Raw genomic sequence first — 22436 nt, 5'->3', positions numbered from 1 at the left:
GGCGGGCAACGGCGGGGCGCCCCAGCCGTCCTCTCTACGATACGAGCTCCACAGCGGGGCTTTCGGCTGATCGACGGGCCGCCCGCGCCGAACCCACGGGAGTCCCGCAGTGGCCATCGAGCCGATTGTGCGCCGCCGGGTCGCGTTCGTCTTCCCGATCTACAACGAGGAAGCGAACATCGACCTGCTCCACCGCACGGTCGACGACGTCACCGCACCCCTGGCGGAGCGGTACGACTTCAGCTTCCTCTACGTCGACGACGGCAGCCGCGACGGTTCGCTGGAGCGGCTGACCGAGCTGGCCGCCCGCGACGCCCGGGTCACCGTCGTCGAGCTGTCCCGCAACTTCGGGCACCAGATGGCCGTGACCGCCGGGCTCGACCTGGTCGACGCGGACGCCGTGGTGATCATGGACAGCGACCTCCAGGACCCGCCGCGAGTCGCGCTCGAACTGCTCGAGGAATGGGAGCGGGGCTACGACGTCGTCTACGCCCAACGCCGATCCCGCCGGGATTCGCCGTTCAAGAAGTTCACCGCGAGCGCCTTCTACTGGTTCCTGCGGAAGATGGCCGCGGTCGACATCCCGAAGAACACCGGGGACTTCCGGCTGATCGACCGCAAGGTCGTCGACGAGCTGCGCAAGTACCGCGAGCGCGATCGATTCCTTCGGGGGCTGGTCAGCTACGTCGGGTTCCGCCAGACCGCCGTTCTCTTCGACCGCGACAAACGCCACGCCGGAGTCACCGGCTACCCCTTGACCAAAATGCTGCGCTTCGCCGCCGACGGCATCCTCGGCTTCTCCACCACACCGCTGCGGATGATCACGCGAATGGGTTCGCTGATCTCGCTGCTGAGCTTCCTCGGCGTGCTCTACGTCGTCGGCGTCAAGCTGCTCGCTCCCCAAACCGCCGTGCCCGGCTGGGCGTTCATCACCATCGCCATGTTCTTCCTCGGCGGCATCCAGATCATCATGCTCGGCGTGCTCGGCAGCTACATCGGGCGCACGTATTCGCAGGTGCAGAACCGGCCGCTGTACACCGTGGCGGCGGTGCGGACCGGGGTCCCCGAGGACAGCCGGAGCGTCGCCCGATGAAGCTCATCACCCCCACCCAGCTGCGGTTCGGCATCGTCGGGATCGGCAACACGCTCGTCGACGCCCTCGGCTACGCGCTGCTGGTCTCCCTGGGCGTCCCGCTGTTCGCGGCGAACTTCGCCTCGACGACGGCCGGCATGCTGCTGTCGTTCACGCTCAACCGCACCTTCACGTTCCGGGCGAAGGACGGCGACGTCCGCCGCCAGGCACTGCTGTTCTTCGGCGTCACCGCGTTCGGCCTCTGGGTCGTGCAGGCGCTGGTCATCCTGGCCGTCACGAAGGCACTCCCCGGGGTGCCCGTGCTGGTCCCGAAGTTCGCCGGGATCGCGGTCGGCCTCGTCTGGAACTACGTGCTCTACCACAAAATCGTCTTCCGGCAGCGGGCCGGGACGCCGGTCCCGGAGGTTTCCCATGACTAGCACCGCCGTCCCACCGCAGACGACCGGCGAGGTGGCGCCCGAACGCTCCGAGGTGGCCCGCCACGACCGCTGGGCCTGGGTGAACGGCGACTACGCCCGCGTCTTCGCGATCGTGCTGGCCTGGAACGTCGTGCTGATCGCCGTGGCCTGGCTGTTCGGGTCGTCCGGCCCCACCAGCGAAGGCCTCCCGAAGACCGGCATCGGCTCGACGCTGAGCCTCCTGTCGCACACCTACCGCTGGGACGCCGGCGACTACGGCGAGATCGCCCGGCACGCCTACACCGGCGACTACGTCCCGACGCGGGCCTTCTACCCGGTGTTCCCGATCCTGGTCTGGCTGGTGCAGACCGTCAGCTTCGGCGCGCTCGGCCTGCTCGTCGCCGGTTTCGTGGTCAACCTGGCGGCGACCTGGCTGGCCGCGGTGGCGCTGCTGAAGATCGCCCGGCACTTCTTCGACGGCGAGCGGGCCCCGTGGCTGGTCGTCGCGGCGTTCCTCACCGCGCCCGCCGCCTTCTTCCTGCACTCGTTCTACAGCGAGGCGGTGTTCTGCGCGCTGGGCTTCTGGGCCTACCTGTTCGCGCTGCGCCGCCAATGGCTGTGGATGGGCCTGACGCTCGTCCCGCTGACGGCGTCCCGCGTCACCGCGGTGCTGTTCGTCGGCCTGTGCTTCCTGGAGTTCTGGCGGTCGAAGGGCTGGAAGCCCCGCGGGCTGCTGTCGTGGCACCTGCTGTGGTTCCCGGCGGCCTTCCTCGGCCTCGGCGGCGTGATGCTCTACATGAAGCTCCAGACCGGGGACGCGCTGGCGAGCTTCCACGCCCTCGACGGCGCGAAGAGCTGGGCGTACCACAAGTTCGCCCCGAACTTCCTCGCCACGCTCTGGGGCGAAGCCAAGATCACCGGGCACGCGCTGCTCGGGGACGCCCCGATGAGCGAGTGGACGCTGATGAGCCACGTGCTGCCGATGATCGGCCTGGGGCTGCTGTTCGCGTCCTCGGTCTACGTCCTGGTGGCCCTGCGGTCGAAGGGCGTCCCGCTCGCGCTGTTCGGGTTCGCGTCGATCGTGCTGCTGACGGTGAACAGCAACGTGGTGTCGGTGCACCGCTACCTGCTGCCGTGCCTGGTCATGTACGTGGCGCTGGTCCTGTTCGGCGAGCGCCGCCCGCGGCTGCGCGGCGCGGTGCACGTGGTCCTGTACGCGAACGCGCTGATCTGCGCAGCGATCTACCTCCGCTTCATCACCGGCTTCTGGGCCGGCTGATGCGGATCAAGTACCAGGTCGTCACGTTCGACGCCGCCGACCTCGCGCCCGAGAGCCGTTTCTGGGCGGGCGTGCTGGGCGGCGAGGTCGACGAAGACGGCGACTGGCACATGGTCATGGTCGACGGCGCCCCGCGGATCGGGGTGCAGCTCGCGCCCGACCACGTCGCGCCGGAGTGGCCCGACGGCGGGACGAAGCAGCAGGTGCACCTGGACCTGTGGGTCGAAGACTTCGCCGAGGCGCACGACCACGTGATGGCGTTGGGCGCGCGGGTGTTGAAGCAGGCGAGCGGGGCCACGAGCGGGGACGACTTCCAGGTGTACGCCGACCCGGCCGGGCACCCGTTCTGCCTGTGCTGGCTGGTGCGCGGACCTCAGCCCGACTGAGCCGCCAGGCGCTCTTCGCGGTCCGCGGTCGCCAGCGCGTCCAGCACCCCGTCCAGGTCGCCGTCCAGGACCTGGTCCAGGTTGTACGCCTTGTAGTTCACCCGGTGGTCCGAAATCCGGTTCTCGGGGAAGTTGTACGTCCGGATCCGCTCCGAGCGGTCCACCGTCCGCACCTGCGACCGCCGGGCGTCCGAGGCCTTCGCCGCCGCCTCTTCCTCCGCCATCGCCTGCAGCCGCGCCTGCAGGACCTGCAGGGCACGCGCGCGGTTCTGGATCTGGGACTTCTCGTTCTGGCACGACACGACGATGCCGGTCGGCAGGTGGGTGATCCGCACCGCGGAGTCGGTCGTGTTGACGCTCTGGCCGCCGGGGCCCGACGACCGGAAGACGTCGATGCGCAGGTCGTTCGGGTCGATCTCGACCTCGACCTCCTCGGGCTCCGGGTAGATCAGCACGCCGGACGCGGAGGTGTGGATGCGGCCCTGGGACTCGGTCGCCGGCACGCGCTGGACGCGGTGGACGCCGCCCTCGAACTTCAGGCGGGACCAGACGCCGTCGACGTCGGCGGCCTTCGTCTTGATCGACAGCGTGACGTCCTTGAAGCCGCCCAGGTCGGAGTCGACCGAGTCGAGGACCTCCGCCTTCCAGCCGTGGCGCTCGGCGTAGCGCAAGTACATGCGCAGGAGGTCGCCGGCGAACAGGGCCGACTCCTCGCCGCCCTCGCCGGACTTGATCTCCATCACGACGTCGGAGCCGTCGTACGGGTCGCGCGGGAGCAGCAGCTCCGTGAGCTTCGACTCCAGGTCGGGGATCTTCGCGCTGAGCTCTTCGGCCTCGGCGGCGAACTCCGCGTCCTCCGAAGCCATCTCCCGGGCGGCCGCGAGGTCGTCGCGGGTGGTGTCGAGTTCGTGGACCGCGCGGACGACCGGCGTCAGCTCGGCGTAGCGGCGGCCGAGCTTGCGGGCGCGCGCCTGGTCGGCGTGCACCGCCGGGTCCGCCAGCTGCCGCTCCAGCTCCGCGTGTTCGGCGAGCAGCCCCTTGAGCGAGCTCGAATCCACCTCTGCCACCTCTCAGGCCGGGTAAAAGACAAAAAACGACGCCCACCCGCTCAGGCAGGTGGGCGTCGTCGGAAAAGCTACTTGGCGTCGGCGTCCTTCTTCTGCCGCTTGCCGTAGCGAGCCTCGAAGCGCGCGACCCGGCCACCGGTGTCCATGATCTTCTGCTTGCCCGTGTAGAACGGGTGGCAGTTCGAGCAGATCTCGACGTGGATGTTGCCGCTGGTCTTGGTGCTGCGCGTGGTGAAGCTGTTGCCGCAGTCGCAGTTCACTTCGGTGACCACGTACTCGGGGTGAATACCGCTCTTCATGGTGTCCTCTCTCGTTGGCTCCGGGTCCCCAGTCGTTCTCGCGGGGTGAACCGGTGCCGGACTTCAGCGGGTAATTCTGCCAGACGGGCAGACGCTCACTGGAACGCACCCCGCTGACCAGGTATTCCGAACGCCGTGAAGGCCTCCTTACCGGCTTCCGGCGCCGGTAAGGAGGCCTTCACGGACAGCTCAGTCGTCTTCGTTGCCGCCGAGGGCGGTCTTCGAGACCTGCATGAGGAACTCGACGTTCGTCTTCGTCTTCCGCAGCCGCGAGATCAGCAGGTCGATCGCCTGCTGCGAGTCGAGCGCGTGCAGCACCCGGCTCAGCTTCACCGTGACCGCGAGCTCGTCCGGCGAGAGCAGCAGCTCGTCCTTGCGGGTACCCGACGGGTTGACGTCGACGGCCGGGAACACGCGGCGCTCGGCGATCTTCCGGTCGAGCTTGAGCTCCGCGTTACCGGTGCCCTTGAACTCCTCGAAGATGACCGTGTCCATCGTCGAGCCGGTCTCGACCATCGCCGTGGCGAAGATGGTCAGCGAGCCGCCGTTCTCGATGTTGCGCGCCGCGCCCAGGAACCGCTTCGGCGGGTACAGCGCGGTCGAGTCGACACCACCGGACAGGATCCGGCCGGACGCCGGGGCCGCCAGGTTGTACGCGCGGCCCAGCCGCGTGATCGAGTCGAGCAGCACGACGACGTCGTGGCCCATCTCGACCAGGCGCTTGGCCCGCTCGATCGACAGCTCCGCGACCGACGTGTGGTCGGACGGCGGCCGGTCGAAGGTCGAGGCGATGACCTCGCCCTTCACCGAGCGCTGCATGTCGGTGACCTCTTCCGGACGCTCGTCGACCAGGACGACCATCAGGTGGCACTCGGGGTTGTTCGTGGAGATCGCGTTCGCGATGTCCTGCATGATCGTGGTCTTGCCGGCCTTCGGCGGCGACACGATCAGGGCGCGCTGCCCCTTGCCGACCGGCATGATCAGGTCGATCACGCGGGTGGTGAGCTTGTGCGACTCGGTCTCGAGGCGCAGCCGCTCGTTCGGGTACAGCGGGGTCAGCTTGGTGAAGTCCGGGCGCCGCTTGGCCTCGTCGGGCTCCAGGCCGTTGATCGAGTCGACGCGCACCAGCGGGTTGAACTTCTGCCGCTGCTGCTCGCCCTCGCGCGGCTGGCGCACGACACCGGTGATGGCGTCACCGCGGCGCAGGCCGTACTTGCGGACCAGTGACAGCGAGACGTACACGTCGTTCGGGCCGGCGAGGTAGCCGGAGGTCCGCACGAACGCGTAGTTGTCGAGCACGTCCAGGATGCCCGCCACGGGCAGCAGGACGTCGTCCTCGCGGATCTCGGTGTCCGGCGAACCGCCGTCACGCTGGCCACCGCCACTGCCGCGGCGACGACGGTCGCGGAAACGACGGCCGCGACGGCCGCCTTCCTCGTCGTCGTCCTGCTGCTGCGCGCGGTTGTCGCGGTTGTCCTGGCCGCCGCGGTTGCCGCCGTCCTGCTGCTGGTTGCGCTGGCGGTTGCCGTCCTGGCGGTTGTCGTTGCGGTTGCCGCCGCCCTGGCGCTGCTGGTCGCGGTTGCCGCCCTGCTGGCGGTCACCGCCCTGGCCCTGGCGGTCGCCACCCTGCTGCCGGTCGCCACCCTGCTGGCGGTCGCCACCCTGCTGGCGGTCGCCCTGCTGCTGGCCGTCCGGGGCTCCGGCGGCGCGGTTGGAGCCGCGGCGACGCCGGCTGCGGCCGCCCTCCTCGGGCTGGCCGTCCTGGCCCTGCGGAGCGTCCTGCTTGTCCTGCTGCGGGCGCTCGGCCTGCGGCTGCGCGTCCGACGATGGCGCGGACGGCGCTTCGGCCTTCGGCTCCGGCTTGGTCTCGGCCGGGGCGGCGGGCGCCTCGGCCTTCGGGGCCGCGGCCTTGGGAGCGTCGCCGACGCCCTCCAGTGGCAGCGTCTCGGCCGCCGCACGCGGCTTGCGCGACTTGCCCTGGCGCTCGCGGATCGCGGCGATCAAGTCGCCCTTGCGCATGCCCGTCGTCTCGCCGACGCCGAGTTCCCCAGCCAGCGAACGCAGCTCGGCGACGGTCTTACCGGTCAGCCCGCCGACCGTCCGCTTGGGAGCGGGGGCGGTGCCGTTCGTCTCGGCCGTGCCGCTCACGTCGCTCAAAAGATCGGTGTTGCTCACACATGTCCTTCCTGACCGATCCACGCCTCCAGGTGGATCAGCGGACTGCCGCTCGCTTCTGATCGCGAACCGGCGTATCTGCTCCCCGATACGCGAGACGAGCTCTTCGGCCGTGCGGAACACAGCTGGAGCGCCTCCACCAAAGGGGTTTGCGTCCTCCAAACGGAGGACACGGAATTCGGCACCGCCGAAACCGAGAACCCGCCTGCGTTCATCCGCGTTACCCCGCTCGCCAGGCGGTGCGGATTCGGCGGATCAACGAAGGATGCGATCCCAGAGGACCGGCATCGGGTGCGGAAACGCACGGTGATCGAACGCCCCCGAGGGTAGACCGCGCGGGTGCCGGGTGCAACAACCACCCCCCGCGTGGCGGCCCCGGCGGCAGGCACGTGACCCACCCTTTACTGAGCCGCAACCTGCACACCCGCGAGATCCACGGGCAGCTCGAAGACGTCGAAACCCTCAACGCCGGTCCCCGCCGGGAGTATTCCCGCGGTGGTCAGCGCGAGCACCGTCGGACCGGCGCCGGACACCGCGGCGGCCACTCCCTGTGCACGCAGCGTCGCCACCAGCTCGGTGGTGGCCGGGTACGCGGGGGCCCGGTAGCTCTGGTGCAGCCGGTCGTCGGTGGCCGCGAGCAGGAGCTCCGGCTTGGCCGTCAAGGCGTGCACGGCGAGCGCGGCGCGGCCGGCGTTGTGCGCCGCGTCCGCGTGCGGCACGACCGCGGGCAGCAGGCCGCGGGTGGTCGCGGTGGCCGAGCGCACCGACGGGACCGCCACGACCGGGCGGATCGACGGGTGCGGCGTGAGCGTCTCGGCGTGGAACACGCCGCCCTCGCACCAGGCCAGGACGAGCCCGCCGAACAGGCTCGCGGCGGCGTTGTCGGCGTGGCCTTCGAAGCCCGCGGCCAGCTGCAGCGCCTCGAACGCGTCGAGTTCGCGACCCGCCAGCGCGTACCCGGCGGCCACCCCGGACACCACCGCGGCCGCGGACGAGCCGAGGCCGCGGGCGTGCGGGATCGCGTTGAAGCAGCGCAGGTGCAGGCCGGGGACCTCGACGCCGAGGTGCCCGCAGGTCCGCTCGATCGCGCGGTACACGAGGTGGGTCTCGTCGGTGGGGACGTCCGCGACCCCGCCGGCACCGGCGTCGACGACCTCGACCTTCAGCCCGCTGCCGGTGACCGACACCTCGACGACGTCGTGCAGGCCCAGCGCCATGCCGAAGGCGTCGAAACCCGGCCCGAGGTTGGCTGTGGACGCCGGGACGGTGACCTTGAAGCCGGTGCTCACCGCAGGTCCAGCGCCGCCGCCACGGCCGAGGGGTCCACCGCCAGCGGCTCGACCTCGACGTTGCCCGCCAGCGCCGTCTGCGGGTCCTTCAGGCCGTGCCCGGTGACGGTGCACACCACGCGGGACCCCTTCGGGAGCCTGCCGTCGGCGGCGGTGGCCAGCAGGCCGGCCACGCTCGTGGCGGACGCCGGCTCGACGAACACGCCCTCGCGCCCGGCCAGCAGCCGGTAGGCCTCGAGGATCTTCTCGTCCGTGACGGCCTCGAACAGCCCGTCGGACGCTTCCTTCGCCTTCACCGCGGCCGTCCACGACGCCGGGCTGCCGATCCGGATCGCGGTCGCGACCGTCTCCGGGTCGGCCACCGGCTCGCCGTGCACGAGCGGCGCCGCACCGGCCGCCTGGAAGCCGAACATCCGCGGCGTGTTCTTCACCACACCGTCGGCCGCGTACTCCGAATACCCCGCCCAGTAGGCGGTGATGTTGCCCGCGTTGCCGACCGGCAGGCAGTGGATGTCCGGCGCGGTGCCGAGCACGTCGCAGATCTCGAAGGCCGCGGTCTTCTGGCCGGCGATGCGCACCGGGTTGACCGAGTTGACCAGCGTGACCGGGTAGTCGGCCGCGGTCTTGCGTGCCAGTTCGAGGCAGTCGTCGAAGTTGCCGTCGACCTGCAGGATCCGCGCGCCGTGCAGCACGGCCTGGGCGAGCTTGCCCATCGCGATCTTGCCCTGGGGCACCAGCACGGCGCAGGTGAGGCCCGCGCGGGCGGCGTAGGCGGCGGCCGAGGCGGACGTGTTGCCGGTCGACGCGCAGATCACCGCCTTGAGGCCGCTGGCCAGCGCGTGCGTGATGGCCACGGTCATCCCGCGGTCCTTGAACGAGCCGGTCGGGTTCGCGCCCTCGACCTTGAGGTGCACCTCGCAGCCGGTCAGCTCGGACAGGTGGTGCGCCGGGAGCAGCGGCGTGTTGCCCTCCCCGAGCGTGACGACCCGCGCCCCGTCCGGGACCGGGACGCGGTCCCGGTACGCCTCGATGATCCCCGGCCAGGCCTGGCTGCTCACTGGTCTTCGCCTTCCACCCGCATGACACTGACAACTTCGTGGACGACGTCGAGCTTCGCGATCTCGTCCACAGTGGACTGCAGGGCCGCGTCGGGGGCCTGGTGCGTCACGACGACCAGGCTCGCGCGGTCGCCGACGTCGCTCTGCCGCACGGCCGCGATGCTCACCCCGTGCCCGGCGAACGCCTGCGCCACCTGCGCGAGCACGCCGGCGCGGTCGGCGACGGAAAGGCTTACGTGGTAACGGGTCGGCGTCTGGCCCATCGGCCGCACCGGCAGCGCCGCGTGCGCGGATTCGCGCGGGCCGCGGCCGCCGGCGACCCGGTTGCGGGCCACCGCGACGAGGTCGCCGAGCACCGCGCTCGCGGTCGGCGCGCCGCCCGCGCCCTGGCCGTAGAACATCAGCTCGCCGGCCGCGTCCGCCTCGACGTAGACGGCGTTGAACGCGCCGCCGACGCCCGCCAGCTGGTGGCTGCGCGGGATCATCACCGGGTGCACGCGCGCCGAGACGGACTCGACGCCGTCGTCGTCGATCACGCGCTCACAGATGGCCAGCAGCTTCACCGTGCGGCCGAGCCCGCGGGCCGCCGCGAGGTCGGAGGCGGTGACGTCGGCGATGCCCTCGCGGTGCACGTCCGAGGCCGTCACGCGGGTGTGGAACGCCAGCGACGCGAGGATCGCGGCCTTCGACGCGGCGTCGTAGCCGTCGACGTCGGCGGTCGGGTCGGCCTCGGCGTACCCGAGGCGGCTGGCCTCGTCGAGCGTCTCGGCGTAGCCGGCGCCGGTGGAGTCCATCGCGGACAGGATGTAGTTCGTGGTGCCGTTGACGATGCCCATCACGCGCGTGATGCGGTCACCGGCCAGCGATTCGCGCAGCGGGCGCAGCAGCGGGATGGCGCCGGCCACCGCGGCCTCGAAGTAGAGGTCGGCGCCCGCCGCGTCGGCGGCCTCGAACAGGTCGGCCGAGTGCTCGGCGAGCAGCGCCTTGTTCGCGGTGACCACGGACTTCCCGGCCTTCAGCGCGGCCAGCAGCCAGCCGCGCACCGGCTCGATCCCGCCGACCAGCTCGACCACGACGTCGACGTCGTCGGACGTGACGAGCTGCTCGGCGTCGGCGGTCAGCAGCTCCGGCGGCAGCTCGGGGTGCTTGTCCGGGCGGCGCACGGCGATGCCGGCCAGTTCGACCGGCGCGCCCGCTCGCGCGGCCAGCTCGCCGGCCTGCTCGGTGAGCAGCCGGGCGACCTCGCCGCCGACCGTCCCGCAGCCGAGCAGGGCGACGCGGATGGCCGGGCGTTCCTCAGGGGCAGCCACTGTGTTCAGACCTCCAGGCGGAGCATGTCGTCGGTCGTCTCCCGCCGCAGCAGCAGCCGGGAGCTGCCGTTGCGCACCGCGACCACGGCCGGGCGCGGCTGCCGGTTGTAGCTGCTCGCCATCGAGTAGCAGTAGGCGCCGGTCGCCGCGACCGCCAGCAGGTCGCCGGGAGCCAGGGTGTCGGGCAGCCAGCAGTCTCGTACGACGATGTCGCCGGACTCACAGTGTTTTCCCACCACCCGGGACAGTACGGCCTGCACCGGCTGCTCGTTGTCGCCAGCGGACCGGGACACCACGCGGACGTCGTACACCGCGTCGTAGAGGGCGGTCCGGATGTTGTCGCTCATCCCGCCGTCGACGCTGACGTACCGCCGCGCCGACTCGTCGCCGAGCGAGACGTCCTTGATGGTGCCGACCTCGTAGAGCGTGATCGTGCCCGGACCGGCGATCGCGCGGCCCGGCTCGCCGGCGATGCGCGGCACCGGCAGGCCCGCGTACGCGCACTCCTTGCGGACGATCTCGCGGATCTGCGTGATCATCTGCGCCGGCGGCGGCGGGTTGTCCTTCTCGGTGTAGGCGATGCCGAACCCGCCGCCGAGGTCGACCAGGCTCAGCTGGTCGAGCAGCTCGGTGCCGTGCTCCTTGGCCAGGTCGGCGAGCAGCCCGACGACGCGGCGGGCGGCCACCTCGAAGCCGTCGGCGTCGAAGATCTGCGAACCGATGTGGCTGTGCAGGCCGACCAGCTTGAGCGAAGGCGCGTTGAGCACCCGGCGGACCGCCTCGGCGGCGTCGCCCGACGCCAGCGAGAAGCCGAACTTCTGGTCCTCGTGCGCGGTCGCGATGAACTCGTGGGTGTGCGCCTCGACGCCGACGGTCACCCGGATCAGCACCGGCTGCACCACGTCGTGGCGCGCGGCGATGTCGCTCAGCCGCGCGATCTCGTAGTAGGAGTCGAGCACGACCGTGCCGACGCCCGCGACGACCGCGGCTTCCAGCTCCGCGGGCGACTTGTTGTTGCCGTGGAAGGTGATCCGCTCGGCCGGGAAGTTCGCGCGCTGCGCCACGGCGAGCTCGCCGCCGCTGCAGACGTCCAGGCTCAGCCCCTGCTCGGCCACCCAGCGGGCGATCTCGATGGAGAGGAACGCCTTGGACGCGTAGTGCACGAGCGAGGGGTCGTCGAACGCTTCGGCGTAGTCCGCGCACCGGGATTTGAAGTCGGCTTCGTCGACCACGAACAGCGGCGTGCCGTGCTGCTCGGCCAGCTCGCGGACGTCGACGCCGGCGATCCGGACAACGCCGTCGGCGGCGCGGAAGGTGTTGCGCGGCCACACTTTCGCGGGCAGCTTGTCGAGCTCTTCGACCCCGGACGGCTGGAGCCCGGAGGTGTCGGCGTGGGTGTAGACGTCGGCGTGCCGTGGGCCCGCGGGGTGCGCCATTTCTTACATCCGTTCCGGAGCGGAGACACCGAGGAGGGCGAGGCCGTTCGCCAGCACCTGGCGGGCGGCCTCGCACAGCGCGAGCCGGGCGTACGTCAGAGGGGTCGCCTCTTCGTCGCCCATGGGCAGCACGCGGCCCACGGTGTAGAACTTGTGGTAGGCGCCCGCGAGTTCTTCGAGGTAGCGCGCGATCCGGTGCGGCTCCCGCATTTCGGCGGCGCGGCGCACGGTTTCCGGGAACTCGCCGATGGTGCGGATCAGGTCGCCCTCGGCGGGCAGGGTCAGCAGTCCGAAGTCGACGTCCGAAGTGGACTTGAGGCCGAGATCGGCGGCGTTGCGCTGCAGGGACGCCAGCCGCGCGTGCGCGTACTGGACGTAGTAGACGGGGTTGTCGTTGGAGTGCTTGCGCAGCAGGTCCAGGTCGACGTCCAAAGTGGAGTCCACCGAGTAGCGGATCAGCTCGTAGCGGGCCGGGTCGACGCCCACGGCCTCGACGAGGTCCTCCATGGTGATCACGGTGCCCGCGCGCTTGGACATCCGCACCGGCTTGCCGTCGCTGACCAGGTTGACCATCTGGCCGATCAGCACCTCGACCGTGGCCGGGTCGTCGCCGAACGCCGCGGCCGCGGCCTTGAGGCGGGCGATGTAGCCGTGGTGGTCCGCGCCGAGCATGTAGATGCACAGGTCGAAGCCGCGGTTGCGCTTGTCCTTGAAGTAGGCCAGGTCGCCGGCGATGTAGGCCGGGTTGCCGTCCTGCTTGATGACGACGCGGTCCTTGTCGTCGCCGTACTCCGACGACTTGAGCCACCAGGCGCCCTCGTCGAAGTACAGGTTCCCGGAGTCCTTCAGCTGCTGGACGGCGGCGTCGACCGCGCCCGACTCGTGCAGCGAGTTCTCGTGGAAGTAGACGTCGAAGTCGGTGCCGAACTCGTGCAGGCTCTGCTTGATCTCGGAGAACATCAGCTCGATGCCGATCCGGCGGAACGTCTCGTGCCGCTGCTCTTCCGGCAGCGACAGCGCGCTCGGCTCGGCCTTGATGACCTCGGCGGCGATGTCGTTGATGTAGCCGCCCGCGTAGCCGTCCTCCGGCGCGGGCTCACCCTTCGCGGCGGCGATCAGGGACCGGACGAACCGGTCGATCTGGGCACCGGCGTCGTTGAAGTAGTACTCGCGGGTGACCTCGCCGCCCTGCGCGCCCAGCACCCGGCCCAGCGCGTCGCCGACCGCGGCCCAGCGGGTGCCGCCGAGGTGGATCGGGCCGGTCGGGTTCGCCGAGACGAACTCCAGGTTGATCTTGGTCCCGGCCAGCGCGTCGCCGCGGCCGAACGCGGCGCCGGCCTCGAGCACCTGGCGCACGATGTCGCCCTGCGCGGCCGCGGCGAGCCGGAAGTTGAGGAAGCCGGGCCCGGCCACCTCGGCCGAGGCGACGCCGTCGTCCGCCGAGACCGCCTCGGCCAGCGCCTCGGCGAAGTCGCGCGGCTTCAGCCCGGCCTTCTTGGCCACCTGGAGGGCGATGTTCGTCGCGTAATCGCCGTGTTCGGGGTTGCGCGGGCGTTCGATGGTCACCTGCTCCGGCAGCACGGCGTCGTCGATGCCGCGTGCGGCGAGCACCTGCACGGCGGAGCTGCGGACCAGGTCGGCGAGAGCGGCGGGAGTCACTCGTCGAATTCTAGGTGTGCCCTGGTGGGGAGCTTTCATCGGTCTCGGCCACGTCACGGCGGGTGGGTACGTGAGGCGTTAACGGTGATCAGACGCGTGGTCTCTACACTGGCCCGGGCGGGAATCCGTCCGCAGCCACCAGAGGGAGAACGCGGGACCATGGCGAACGGGACAACTCGGAAAAAGGGGTCGGCGGTGAAGGCGGCCCGCGGTTCCGTGGTGAGCAAGAAGGGCACGCCCTGGGGCACGATCATCGCCGTCGTGGCCATCGTCGCACTGGCCGCCGCCGTGATCACCTATTACATGGTGGCGTCGGCGCCGAAGCGCGAGCAGTCCGGCCGCGAGGAGGCCGCCGCGTCCTTCGCGCCGACGGCGTCGGACCCGGACCCCTCCAAGCGCATCCCCGGCGTGGTGACCGCGAACTACACCGGCAGCGTGCACGTGCTCCCGACCGAGCGCGTCGCCTACGACAAGACCCCGCCGTTCGGCGGCCCGCACGACGGGTACTGGGCCACCTGCACCGGCACGGTGTACCCGAACGCCGTCCGCACCGAGAACATGGTGCACGCCCTCGAGCACGGCGCCGTCTGGATCGCCTACAACCCGCAGCAGGTCACCGGTGACGCGCTGAACCTGCTCAAGGTCCGCGTCGAGGGCAAGCCGTACACGATGCTGTCGCCGTACCCGGGCCTGGACAAGCCGATCTCGCTGCAGTCGTGGGGCCACCAGCTGAAGGTGGACAAGGCCGACGACGCGCGCATCGACGAGTTCATCGCGGCGCTGCGGAGCAACCCGAACGGCGTCTACCCCGAGGTCGGCGCTTCCTGCGACGCGCTCGGCGCGGGCCAGTTCGACCCGGACAACCCGCCGCCGTTCGACCCGTCGAAGCCGGGCCCGGACGCCAAGCCGATGGACTACAAGGGCACGCCGAACGCCCAGGCCGACCAGAACGGCGGCATGGGCCAGCAGCCGTCCGCACCCGCGTCGGGCACGCCCACCAAGTGAGTTCCGAAGAGGCCGAGGAGCAGCCCACCTGGTCGCGCTGGGTGATCATCGGCGGGACGCTCCTCGCGGTCCTGCTGATCGGCGCGACGGCGGGCATGTTCCTGACCCGCGCGATCGACGACACCCCGGCTGCCACCCCGGCAGCCGGGTCCGTCGAGGTCGGCTTCGCCCAGGACATGTCGACGCACCACCTGCAGGCCGTCACGATGGCCGGCTGGGCCCGCGACCACTCGACCGACCCGGAGATCCGCCAGCTGGCGTTCGACGTCGAGCGCACCCAGCTGGAGCAGGTCGGCCGCATGAAGGGCTGGCTCATGCTGTGGGACCAGCCCGAGCAGCCGATCGGCGCCCCGATGAAGTGGATGACGGAGCCGATGCAGGGCCACGACGGCATGTCGATGGGCACGTCGTCGCTCAACCCCGGCGCCGGCCCGCTGATGCCGGGCATGGCGACCGAGGCGGAGCTGACGAAGCTGCGTTCGCTGTCGGGCAAGCAGCTGGACGTGTACTTCCTCCAGCTGATGCTCCGCCACCACCAGGGCGGCACGTCGATGGCCCAGTACGCGGCGGCGCATTCGAACCTGACGGCGTTGCAGGCTCTGGTGCGGAGCATTCTGACTTCGCAGGGCGCGGAGATGGACCAGATGAAGCTGATGCTTTCCGCCCGGGGCGCGCAGCCGCTCCCCTGACTCAGCTCCGCCGGGCCACCAGGGTGAGCGGGGTGAGCGCGAGCACGGCCGCGACGCCGGCCACGAGCGCGTACCCGCCGAGGCCGAACAAGCCGCCGGCGATGATGCCGCCGAGCCCGGAGGCGCTCCACACCAGCGCGTCGATGACCCCCTGCAGCTGGGTGCGCTCGTCGTCCTGGAGGCTGCGGCTCAGCAGGGCGCTCGACCCGACGAACACCAGGTTCCAGCCGTAGCCCAGCAGGAACAGCGCCAGCGGCAGCCCGGCGGTGTGCGACGTCGGCGCGGCGATCACCGTCACCGCGGCGAGCACCAGCACGCCCACGCCGGCGGTGATCGTGGCCCGGCCGCCGATCCGGTCGGCGATCTTCCCGGACAGCGGGGCCAGTGCGAACATGCCGATCATGTGCGCGCTGAGCACGTAGCCGACGACCTCGAGGCCGTGCCCCTGCCGGTGCAGCTGCAGCGGCGTCATCGTCATGACGGTCACCATGGTCACGTGCGCCGCGGTCATCGACACCAGCGGAACCAGCACGACCCGCCGCTTCAGCGCGGCGGCCACACGGGCGAGCGTCAGCCGCGGCCGCTGCGGCCCCTGGGCGGGGAAGGCCGTCTTCGGCATGGTCGCACTGGCGAGGAGCGCGATGGTGCACAGCAGCGCGGCGAAACCGATCGCCCCGGAGGTGCTCGGCAGCCCGAAGAACCCGGCGGTGGCGGCGGCCGGCTCGAGCAGCGCGGGCCCGGCGATCGCGCCGATGGTGCCGGCCCAAACGATGATGGAGAGCGCGAGCCCCTTCCGGTTGGCCGGATAAAGCTCGGCGGCGGTGTACCGGACCAGCCCGGCGGCGCCGTTCCCGACCCCGAGCATGGCGAGGCCGGGCAGCAGGAGAAGAAGATTGGCGAACACCCCGCCGAGGAAAGCGACGAGCCCCCCGAACGCGGCCACGCCGTAAACCAGTTTCAACGAGGTCCGCGCACCCTTTTTCCCGATGAGCACCCCGAGGTAAACGGCCCCGAAGGCGGTCCCGGCGACGACCGCCGCGTTGGGAATGCCGCTCCACCCGTCCCCGTGCGAATCGGAGGCGATCAGGGTACTGACCGTCGTCGCACCGGTGACCGCGGTGTTCAACGCGGCGGCCCCGGTGAACAGCACCCCCATCGCCCGCGTTCTGACCGTCGTGCTCTTCGTCACGGTTTGCGTCATGAAAAGACGGTAGTACCGCCATTAGGCCGAGCTATTCCTCATTGTTGCGCATTTCGGCCGAGGTCTTGCATTCTGGAGGATGGGTGATCAAGCAAAGTGCGGATTCCGCTGCGAGGATAGTTCACGGCAACGACGTGCGCACCCCGCGGGACGTTCCCGGGCTCCTTGATCAGCGCCGGGCGCGGTGCAGCCCGGCCGCTGGAGACCGGCGCTCATCGACTGGCGGGCTGCGACACCTGCCTCCGGAAGGCAGCACTCTGCGAGGTCAGGACTCAACCCCTGGCCTGCGTGGGTGTCGGCTCCGGAACTCATGGCCGGAGGCGTTTGGGCACGCATTGAACGTGTCCGTTGGGCACCTCAGTCTGCTCAAAGTATCTGTTGGAGCACCTATTGCTCACGGGCGCGCCGATACTCGCCCAGTGCCCGGAGGTCAGCGGCGAGATTGCCGGCCGAGACGAGGGTGTCGGGGTGGTGATCTCCGAGGACGCGCTTGCGGCGGGCGTGGGTGTCCTCGTCCAGCTCGCGGGCGCGCTGATACTCACCCAACTCCCGAAGGCTGCCGGCAAGATTGCTGGCCGAGATAAGGGTATCGGGGTGGTCGTCACCAAGGACCCGCTTGAAGTGGGCGTAGGTGTCCTCATTCAGCTCGCGGGCGCGCTGATACTCACCCAGTGCCCGGAGGTCGCCAGCGAGATTGCTGGCGGAGATGAGGGTGTGGGGGTGGTCGTCACCGAGAACTCGCTTGTAGCGGGCATAGGCGTCCTCATTCAGCTCGCGGGCGCGCTGATACTCACCCAACGCCCGGAGGCCCGCGGCGAGATTGCAGGCTGAGGTGAGGGTGTCGCGGTTGTCATCGCCGAGGACGCGCTTGAAGTGGGCGTGGGTTTCCTCGTCCAGCTCGCGGGCGCGCTGATACTCGCCCAACTCCCGGAGGTCGGCGGCAAAATGGCTGGCGGAGACGAGGGTGTGGGGGTGGTCGTCACCAAGAACGCGCTTGTAGCGGGCATAGGTGCTCTCGTCCAGCTCACGGGCGCGCTGATACTCACCCAACTCCCGAAGGTTGAGCGCGAGATTGCAGGCCGAGATAAGGGTGTCGGGATCGTCCTCGCCGAGGCTATCCCTGCGAAGTGCGTAGGCCCGCTGAAACAGCGGCAGTGCGGCGCGGAGGTCACCGCGGGTCTGGAGGTAGGTCGCGGTGCGGTCGAGCAGTTCGGCGACGTCCTCGGCAACCGGCTGCCATGCGCGTTGGGGATCACACACGAAGAGCAGATGCGGTAGTAGCTCCCGCCAGCGCGGCCAGCTCGGCGGGTTGCTCCACGGATCGTCGGGCAGACCCGCGTGTAGCAACCGGACCGCGGTGACTGGCCAGGTCGAGTCTGGGTCGTCCGCAGTGGTGAGGTCGTCGTGGGCGCGTTCCCGCAGGAGTGCGGCGGGGACCCGGTGGAGCTGAATGGTCGTTGTGGTGACCTCGGCCATCCCCCGACTGCGCAGGGCGGCAGTGACGTCGGCGAAGGCCAATGGATCCCGCGCAGTGGCCTCAGCGTCGCCCTGCTGGTGGGTGAGCAAGGTCAGCGGCACCGGTTCGGGAGCGAGCCATGCCACCATCGTCAGCGTCTTGAATGCGGCGGGGTGGTCACAGGCCAGCTGGTCGAACGACACCGTCCACGCCGCGGCCAGCGAGACAGGATAGCTGCCGCCCTCCTCGTGGCGGGCCATCAGGTCATGGACGCGCTCAGCAACCAGCTCGAGATAGCCCTCGGCGGTCAGGTTGGTTGTCGCCAGGAGCCGCGCCGCCTGGCTGACAGCCAGGGGCAGGTCGCCCAGGGCCTCAGCGATGCGGTCCGAGTCGGACTCAGTGAGCTGGGGGCAGCGGGTTTGCAGCAGCTGGACCGACTCGGGCCTGCTGAATTCCCGCACCGACAGCGCGGCGCCGATGTCGTGCCATTCGGGGTTGCGGGAGGTGATGATCACGTGCCCATTGCCGACGGGCAGCAACGGTCGCAGAGCGGCGGGGTCTACGGCGTTGTCGAACACCACCAGCCACCGGCTGCGGAGCTGGAGTGCCCCGCGCAACCGGGCCACCGCGACCGCGGGTGAGTCCTGCCCGGTGGCCAGGTCTAGGGCTTGGGCTAGGTCAGCGAGGTGACCGATGACGAGGTCAGGATCCTCGGATGGGACCCACCAGGCCATGTCGTAGTCCTCGGCGTGGCGGTGGGCGTACTCGATCGCGGTGGTGGTCTTGCCGACCCCGCCCATCCCGTTGAGCGCCTGAACCACCGCCGGCTGCCCGGAACACAACGCATCCCGCAGGCTGGTCAGCAGCTCGTCGCGGCCGGTGAAGGTGACTGTGCGAGCGGGGATGTTGGAGATCCGGCCGACAAGCTTTGACTCCCGCCGAGAGCGGGGGACCCGAGTCAGGGCCCGCTCCAGCTTGGTCGCCAGTTCGGCGGGCGAGGACACCATGGTGATGGTGAGGCCGCTGTCCGGCAGCCGTTTGCGGAACGCCTCCTGCCTGGCCCCGTACTCCAGGTCCCGGATCAGCGCCGGCGGCCCTTCGGCGTCCTCGGCCAGCACGAACACCAGCCGCGGCATGCCGGCGGTGGTGGCGATCTGGAATTCCTGCTCGGTGTAGGACACCTCCGAGCGGTCCCGCACCGGCGTGCCGTAGCGGAACCCCGCAATCAGGACATAGATGTCAGCCTCGGCCAGCATCTCGCGGTCCAGCTGCTCCGGTGTCGCGTCCCGAGCGGTGAACGCCGACATGTCCACCACCGCGTCCCCGGCCGCAGCCACCGCGTCCTTCGCCGCTGCGACGAACGACCGCGGCTTCGGCCACTCAGCAAGCTCACTGGTGTGGCTCAGGAACACCCGACGCGCAGGCGGCCGAACGTGCTGCTCGGCAGACTCCCCGACCACCAACGCCCGCACCCCTCTCGCGCCGCCAATACCCTGGAACAGTCTCCACGGTCCGCGCGGGCGTTACTGCGCTACCAGGAAAGCTCCTGGCAGCGCCGCGCACACTGCGGCGCCTCCACCTGCAAGGTCGCGTGCTCGATCGCATACCGCGACGCCAGCAGATTCTGCGCCTCCGTCAGCACGTCCGACTGCTGCGCGGGCGGCGCCAGCGTCAAGTGCGCCGACGCCACCTCCATGCCCGACGTGAGCGTCCAGACGTGCAGGTCGTGCACGTCCGCCACGCCCGGCAACGCCGCCAGCTCCGCGTTGATCGCCCCGACGTCCACGCCCCGCGGTGCGTGCTGGAAGAGGATGCGCAGGGCGCGGCGGGCCAGCACCCACGTGCGGGGCAGCACGAACAGGCCGATCGCGACGCCGATGATCGGGTCGGCGTAGCGCCAGCCCGTCAGCAGCGTCAGCGCGCCGCTGATCAGGACGCCGACCGAGCCGATCAGGTCGGCGACGACCTCGAGGTACGCGCCGCGGACGTTGAGGCTCTCCTTCGCGCCCGCGCGCAGCACGGTGAACGACACGATGTTGGCGACCAGGCCCGCCGCGGCGGCGAGCAGGACGGGGAGGCCCGGGACAGCCGGTGGGTCGCCGATGCGGCCGAAGGCCTCGATCAGCACGTACCCGGCGACCCCGAAGAGCAGGACGGCGTTGCCGAGCGCCGCCAGCACCTCCGCGCGGTAGAGGCCGAAGGTGCGGCTGACCGTGGGGCCGCTGCGGCGCGCCAGGATGATCGCGGTCAGGGCCATGCCGACGCCGAGGACGTCGGTGAACATGTGCGCCGCGTCCGAGATCAGGGCCAGTGAGCCGGTCGCGAAGCCGACGACGAACTCCAGGACCATGAAGCCGGCGCCGATGGACAGGGCGATGGTCAGGCTCCGCACGTACCGGCCCGACGCGCTCGCCGGCGCGATCGCGTGCCCGTGGCCGTGTCCCTGCCCCATACCGCCTCCGTTCCCGGTTCACCGTCGCCGCAAACATATAGTGAGATGCGCATATGTGCAACAGAGGGCAGCCTAAGTTCACCCACTCGGAAAGCTACCCCGGAGGACGGTCACGACCAATCCACCAGGCGGGGCTTCCCGCCTGGTGGATTCGTCACACTTCGCGAACCAGCCGGAAGAACCCGCGAACCTGCTCGACGAACAGCCGCGGCTGCTCGAGCGCGGCGAAGTGCCCGCCGACGGGCAGCTCCTCGAACCAGCGCAGATCGGTGTAGCGCTGCTCGGCCTGCCGCCGCGACGGCCGCACGATCTCCTTGGGGAACACCGAAACCCCGGCCGGCACGTCCACCGTGGACGGATCGCGGTCGTTGTTCTCCCAGTACATCCGCGCCGAGGACGCCGCCGTCGCGGTGAACCAGTAAACGGAGATGTCGTCGAGGATCTTCTGCCGGTCGACGGCGTCCTCGGGGTGCCCCTTGTGGTCGGTCCAGGCCCAGAACTTCTCGACGATCCAGGCGGCCTGGCCGGCGGGCGAGTCGGTGAGCCCGTAGCCGAGCGTCTGCGGCCGCGTGCCCTGCTCGGCGGAGTAGCCGCTCCCGGTCCGCCGGAACTCCTGGAGGTCGGCGAGCGCCCGCTCCTCGGTGGGCGTCAGGTCGCCCTGGTCAATCCGCACGGGCGCGAAGTTGACGTGCACGCCGGCCACCCGCCCTGGCGGCGCGACCTGCGCGAGCGAGTTGGTGATGGCGGCACCCCAGTCGCCGCCCTGTGCGCCGTAGCGGTCGTAGCCGAGCGACACCATCAGTTCGTCCCACAGCGCCGCGACGCGCGGGATCTTCAGCGCGGGCTTGTCGCTCCACCCGAACCCGGGCAGCGACGGCACGACCACGTGGAACGCGTCGGCCGGATCACCCCCGTGCGCCTCGGGGTCGGTGAGCGGCCCGATCACGTCGAGGAACTCCACCACGGACCCGGGCCACCCGTGGGTGAGCACGAGCGGCAGCGCGCCGGGCACCTCGGACCGGACGTGCAGGAAGTGCACCCCGACCCCGTCGACGGTGGCCCGGAACTGCGGGAAGACGTTCAGCCGCCGGGCGAACCCGAAGTCGTACTCCTCACCCCAGTCCCGGCAGAGCTCCTTGACGTAGGCCAGCGGCACCCCCTGCGACCAGTCGGTCACGGTTTCGGCCTCGGGCCACCGGGTCCGCCGCAGCCGCTCCCGCAGATCGGCGATATCACTCTCGTCGAGAGCTACCTGGAACGGCTCGGCCATCACGGCTCCTTCGGGTGGGGTTCCCACGCTAGCGACGGTCCGCGGAGCCGATCAACTTCATCGCGTTGACCTGGGAGAACGCGGGTCGGGGAACCTGCGCGCGAGGGGCTCGGGGGATGCGCTAAGCTTTCGAAGTCGCCCAGCGATGGGCCCTCGTAGCTCAGGGGATAGAGCACTGCCCTCCGGAGGCAGGTGTCGCAGGTTCGAATCCTGCCGAGGGCACACTTTCCTCTTCATTCCTCTTTCATGTTCGCGCCGCGAGTCGTCAGGTCGTGGCCAGGACGTAGTGGATCATCCGGAGATCACCCGCGTCCAGGACCGTGAACCCGGCGGCGCGGACGAGCCCGGCCAGCCGCCCGTCGGGGTTGTCCAGCATGCGGGAGCCGGTGAGGGCGCCGACGAGGTGCCGGGCGAGCCGCGAGCGCGGCGGCCTGAAATCGGCCAGGAGCAGCCGTCCGCCGGGCCGCAGCACGCGGCGCATTTCGCCGATGGCGGCGACCTGGTCCTCGTCCGGCAGGTGGTGGATGACGAAGCTGGACAGCACGACGTCGAATTCGTCGTCGGCGCACGGCAGCGACTGCGCCGTTCCGACTTCGAACCGGCATGAGGGCGCCGGCACGGTGCGGCGGGAGTAGGCGACCATCTCGGCCGACGCGTCGACCCCGAGGACGGATCCGCCCGCGCCGACCTCCTTCGCCGCGATCCGGGCCAGGTACCCGCTGCCGCTGCCGACGTCGAGAACGCGGTCACCCGGCCGCGCTCCGGAGTTGGCCACCAACGTCCGGAACACGCGAGCACGTCCGACGAACGCGACGCGGAGCGCGGCCTCGTACAGCCGTGGCCGGGTGACGACCACACCCTCTTCACGACGTCCGCCATGGATCAGAGCTTCTCGGAGTTTCATCCGCACACCT

Annotated in this window: 19 protein-coding genes and 1 tRNA gene; 7 read left to right on the top strand and 13 right to left on the bottom strand. The window is 70.5% G+C overall.

The features are described 5' to 3' along the window. Window positions 1–109 precede the first annotated feature (109 nt). Genes H4696_RS41965 through H4696_RS41950 form a run of 4 tightly spaced genes read left to right on the top strand, consistent with a single transcriptional unit; the run spans window position 110 to window position 3156 of the window. The gene (locus tag H4696_RS41965) at window positions 110–1093 is read left to right on the top strand and encodes a glycosyltransferase family 2 protein (RefSeq protein WP_086863520.1); all 984 of its coding nucleotides are present in this window, start codon (window positions 110–112) and stop codon (window positions 1091–1093) included. After that, entirely contained in the window at window positions 1090–1512 is a 423-nt protein-coding gene (locus tag H4696_RS41960; protein ID WP_086863519.1) for a GtrA family protein, read from the top strand. The genes H4696_RS41965 and H4696_RS41960 overlap by 4 nt, the downstream gene beginning before the upstream one ends. Next, entirely contained in the window at window positions 1505–2770 is a 1266-nt protein-coding gene (locus tag H4696_RS41955) for a mannosyltransferase family protein (RefSeq protein WP_086863518.1), read from the top strand. The genes H4696_RS41960 and H4696_RS41955 overlap by 8 nt, the downstream gene beginning before the upstream one ends. Next, window positions 2770–3156: a VOC family protein gene (locus H4696_RS41950; RefSeq protein WP_086863517.1), complete on the top strand. Its 387-nt coding sequence runs from the start codon at window positions 2770–2772 to the stop codon at window positions 3154–3156. Before H4696_RS41955 ends, H4696_RS41950 begins: the two co-directional genes overlap by 1 nt. On the opposite strand, the gene prfA is transcribed toward H4696_RS41950, so the two are convergent. From prfA to argS, 8 genes are all read right to left on the bottom strand, one after another. After that, window positions 3144–4214 carry a peptide chain release factor 1 gene (gene prfA, locus H4696_RS41945; protein WP_086863516.1) on the bottom strand — a complete coding sequence of 357 codons (1071 nt, stop codon included), beginning with the start codon at window positions 4212–4214 and terminating at the stop codon, window positions 3144–3146. The genes H4696_RS41950 and prfA overlap by 13 nt on opposite strands. 77 nt (window positions 4215–4291) lie before the next feature. After that, on the bottom strand, window positions 4292–4522 hold the full coding sequence (gene rpmE, locus H4696_RS41940) for a 50S ribosomal protein L31 (protein WP_086863515.1): 231 nt from the start codon (window positions 4520–4522) through the stop codon (window positions 4292–4294). A 189-nt stretch (window positions 4523–4711) separates the two neighbouring features. Beyond that, complete coding sequence (gene rho / locus H4696_RS41935) at window positions 4712–6697, bottom strand: transcription termination factor Rho (RefSeq protein ID WP_086863514.1); 1986 nt, start codon at window positions 6695–6697, stop codon at window positions 4712–4714. Between the two features lie 401 nt (window positions 6698–7098). Further along, on the bottom strand, window positions 7099–7986 hold the full coding sequence (gene thrB / locus H4696_RS41930; protein WP_086863513.1) for a homoserine kinase: 888 nt from the start codon (window positions 7984–7986) through the stop codon (window positions 7099–7101). Then, window positions 7983–9044, bottom strand: coding sequence for a threonine synthase (gene thrC / locus H4696_RS41925; RefSeq protein ID WP_086863512.1), 1062 nt, complete (start codon window positions 9042–9044; stop codon window positions 7983–7985). Before thrC ends, thrB begins: the two co-directional genes overlap by 4 nt. After that, window positions 9041–10354, bottom strand: a complete 1314-nt coding sequence (locus H4696_RS41920; protein ID WP_169735115.1) for a homoserine dehydrogenase — start codon at window positions 10352–10354, stop codon at window positions 9041–9043. Before H4696_RS41920 ends, thrC begins: the two co-directional genes overlap by 4 nt. Before the next feature lie 5 nt (window positions 10355–10359). Then, window positions 10360–11790: a diaminopimelate decarboxylase gene (lysA, locus tag H4696_RS41915; protein ID WP_086863510.1), complete on the bottom strand. Its 1431-nt coding sequence runs from the start codon at window positions 11788–11790 to the stop codon at window positions 10360–10362. A gap of 3 nt (window positions 11791–11793) precedes the next feature. After that, window positions 11794–13449, bottom strand: coding sequence for an arginine--tRNA ligase (argS, locus tag H4696_RS41910; RefSeq protein WP_086863509.1), 1656 nt, complete (start codon window positions 13447–13449; stop codon window positions 11794–11796). 195 nt (window positions 13450–13644) lie between these two features. Between argS and H4696_RS41905 the strand changes: the two genes are divergently transcribed. Continuing rightward, the gene (locus tag H4696_RS41905) at window positions 13645–14454 is read left to right on the top strand and encodes a DUF3105 domain-containing protein (RefSeq protein WP_086863508.1); all 810 of its coding nucleotides are present in this window, start codon (window positions 13645–13647) and stop codon (window positions 14452–14454) included. After that, on the top strand, window positions 14451–15143 hold the full coding sequence (locus H4696_RS41900) for a DUF305 domain-containing protein (protein ID WP_086863507.1): 693 nt from the start codon (window positions 14451–14453) through the stop codon (window positions 15141–15143). Before H4696_RS41905 ends, H4696_RS41900 begins: the two co-directional genes overlap by 4 nt. Before the next feature lies 1 nt (window position 15144). Here the strand turns inward: H4696_RS41900 and H4696_RS41895 are convergent, their stop codons facing one another. The 4 genes from H4696_RS41895 to H4696_RS41880 all read right to left on the bottom strand — a co-directional run bounded on the left by H4696_RS41895 (window position 15145) and on the right by H4696_RS41880 (window position 21522). Continuing rightward, window positions 15145–16344, bottom strand: coding sequence for an MFS transporter (locus H4696_RS41895; protein WP_086863506.1), 1200 nt, complete (start codon window positions 16342–16344; stop codon window positions 15145–15147). 387 nt (window positions 16345–16731) lie between these two features. Next, on the bottom strand, window positions 16732–19272 hold the full coding sequence (gene fxsT, locus H4696_RS41890) for an FxSxx-COOH system tetratricopeptide repeat protein (protein ID WP_086863505.1): 2541 nt from the start codon (window positions 19270–19272) through the stop codon (window positions 16732–16734). A gap of 59 nt (window positions 19273–19331) precedes the next feature. After that, window positions 19332–20252, bottom strand: coding sequence for a cation diffusion facilitator family transporter (locus tag H4696_RS41885; RefSeq protein ID WP_086863504.1), 921 nt, complete (start codon window positions 20250–20252; stop codon window positions 19332–19334). Window positions 20253–20406: 154 nt separating this feature from the next. After that, entirely contained in the window at window positions 20407–21522 is a 1116-nt protein-coding gene (locus H4696_RS41880) for an epoxide hydrolase family protein (protein WP_086863503.1), read from the bottom strand. A 149-nt stretch (window positions 21523–21671) separates the two neighbouring features. On the opposite strand from H4696_RS41880, the gene H4696_RS41875 reads away from it, so the two are divergent. Further along, window positions 21672–21744: transfer RNA gene (locus H4696_RS41875), tRNA-Arg, on the top strand. A 43-nt stretch (window positions 21745–21787) separates the two neighbouring features. Here H4696_RS41875 and H4696_RS41870 read toward each other — a convergent pair. Beyond that, window positions 21788–22426, bottom strand: coding sequence for a class I SAM-dependent methyltransferase (locus H4696_RS41870; protein ID WP_086863502.1), 639 nt, complete (start codon window positions 22424–22426; stop codon window positions 21788–21790). Between the last annotated feature and the right edge of the window lie 10 nt (window positions 22427–22436).

Source organism: Amycolatopsis lexingtonensis, assembly GCF_014873755.1.
In the GTDB taxonomy this organism is placed as follows: Bacteria; Actinomycetota; Actinomycetes; order Mycobacteriales; family Pseudonocardiaceae; genus Amycolatopsis; species Amycolatopsis lexingtonensis.
The sequence above is the reverse complement of the archived record's forward strand: the minus strand, read 5'-3'. Positions and strand labels throughout refer to the sequence as shown.

What these genes read in the sequence shown, in the direction of transcription:
- H4696_RS41870 (WP_086863502.1), bottom strand. Translation starts at nt 22,426, where the DNA reads ATGAAACTCCGAGAAGCTCTGATCCATGGCGGACGTCGTGAAGAGGGT.
- H4696_RS41885 (WP_086863504.1), bottom strand. Translation starts at nt 20,252, where the DNA reads ATGGGGCAGGGACACGGCCACGGGCACGCGATCGCGCCGGCGAGCGCG.
- H4696_RS41880 (WP_086863503.1), bottom strand. Translation starts at nt 21,522, where the DNA reads ATGGCCGAGCCGTTCCAGGTAGCTCTCGACGAGAGTGATATCGCCGAT.
- rpmE (WP_086863515.1), bottom strand. Translation starts at nt 4,522, where the DNA reads ATGAAGAGCGGTATTCACCCCGAGTACGTGGTCACCGAAGTGAACTGC.
- H4696_RS41950 (WP_086863517.1), top strand. Translation starts at nt 2,770, where the DNA reads ATGCGGATCAAGTACCAGGTCGTCACGTTCGACGCCGCCGACCTCGCG.
- H4696_RS41955 (WP_086863518.1), top strand. Translation starts at nt 1,505, where the DNA reads ATGACTAGCACCGCCGTCCCACCGCAGACGACCGGCGAGGTGGCGCCC.
- lysA (WP_086863510.1), bottom strand. Translation starts at nt 11,790, where the DNA reads ATGGCGCACCCCGCGGGCCCACGGCACGCCGACGTCTACACCCACGCC.
- H4696_RS41960 (WP_086863519.1), top strand. Translation starts at nt 1,090, where the DNA reads ATGAAGCTCATCACCCCCACCCAGCTGCGGTTCGGCATCGTCGGGATC.
- H4696_RS41895 (WP_086863506.1), bottom strand. Translation starts at nt 16,344, where the DNA reads ATGACGCAAACCGTGACGAAGAGCACGACGGTCAGAACGCGGGCGATG.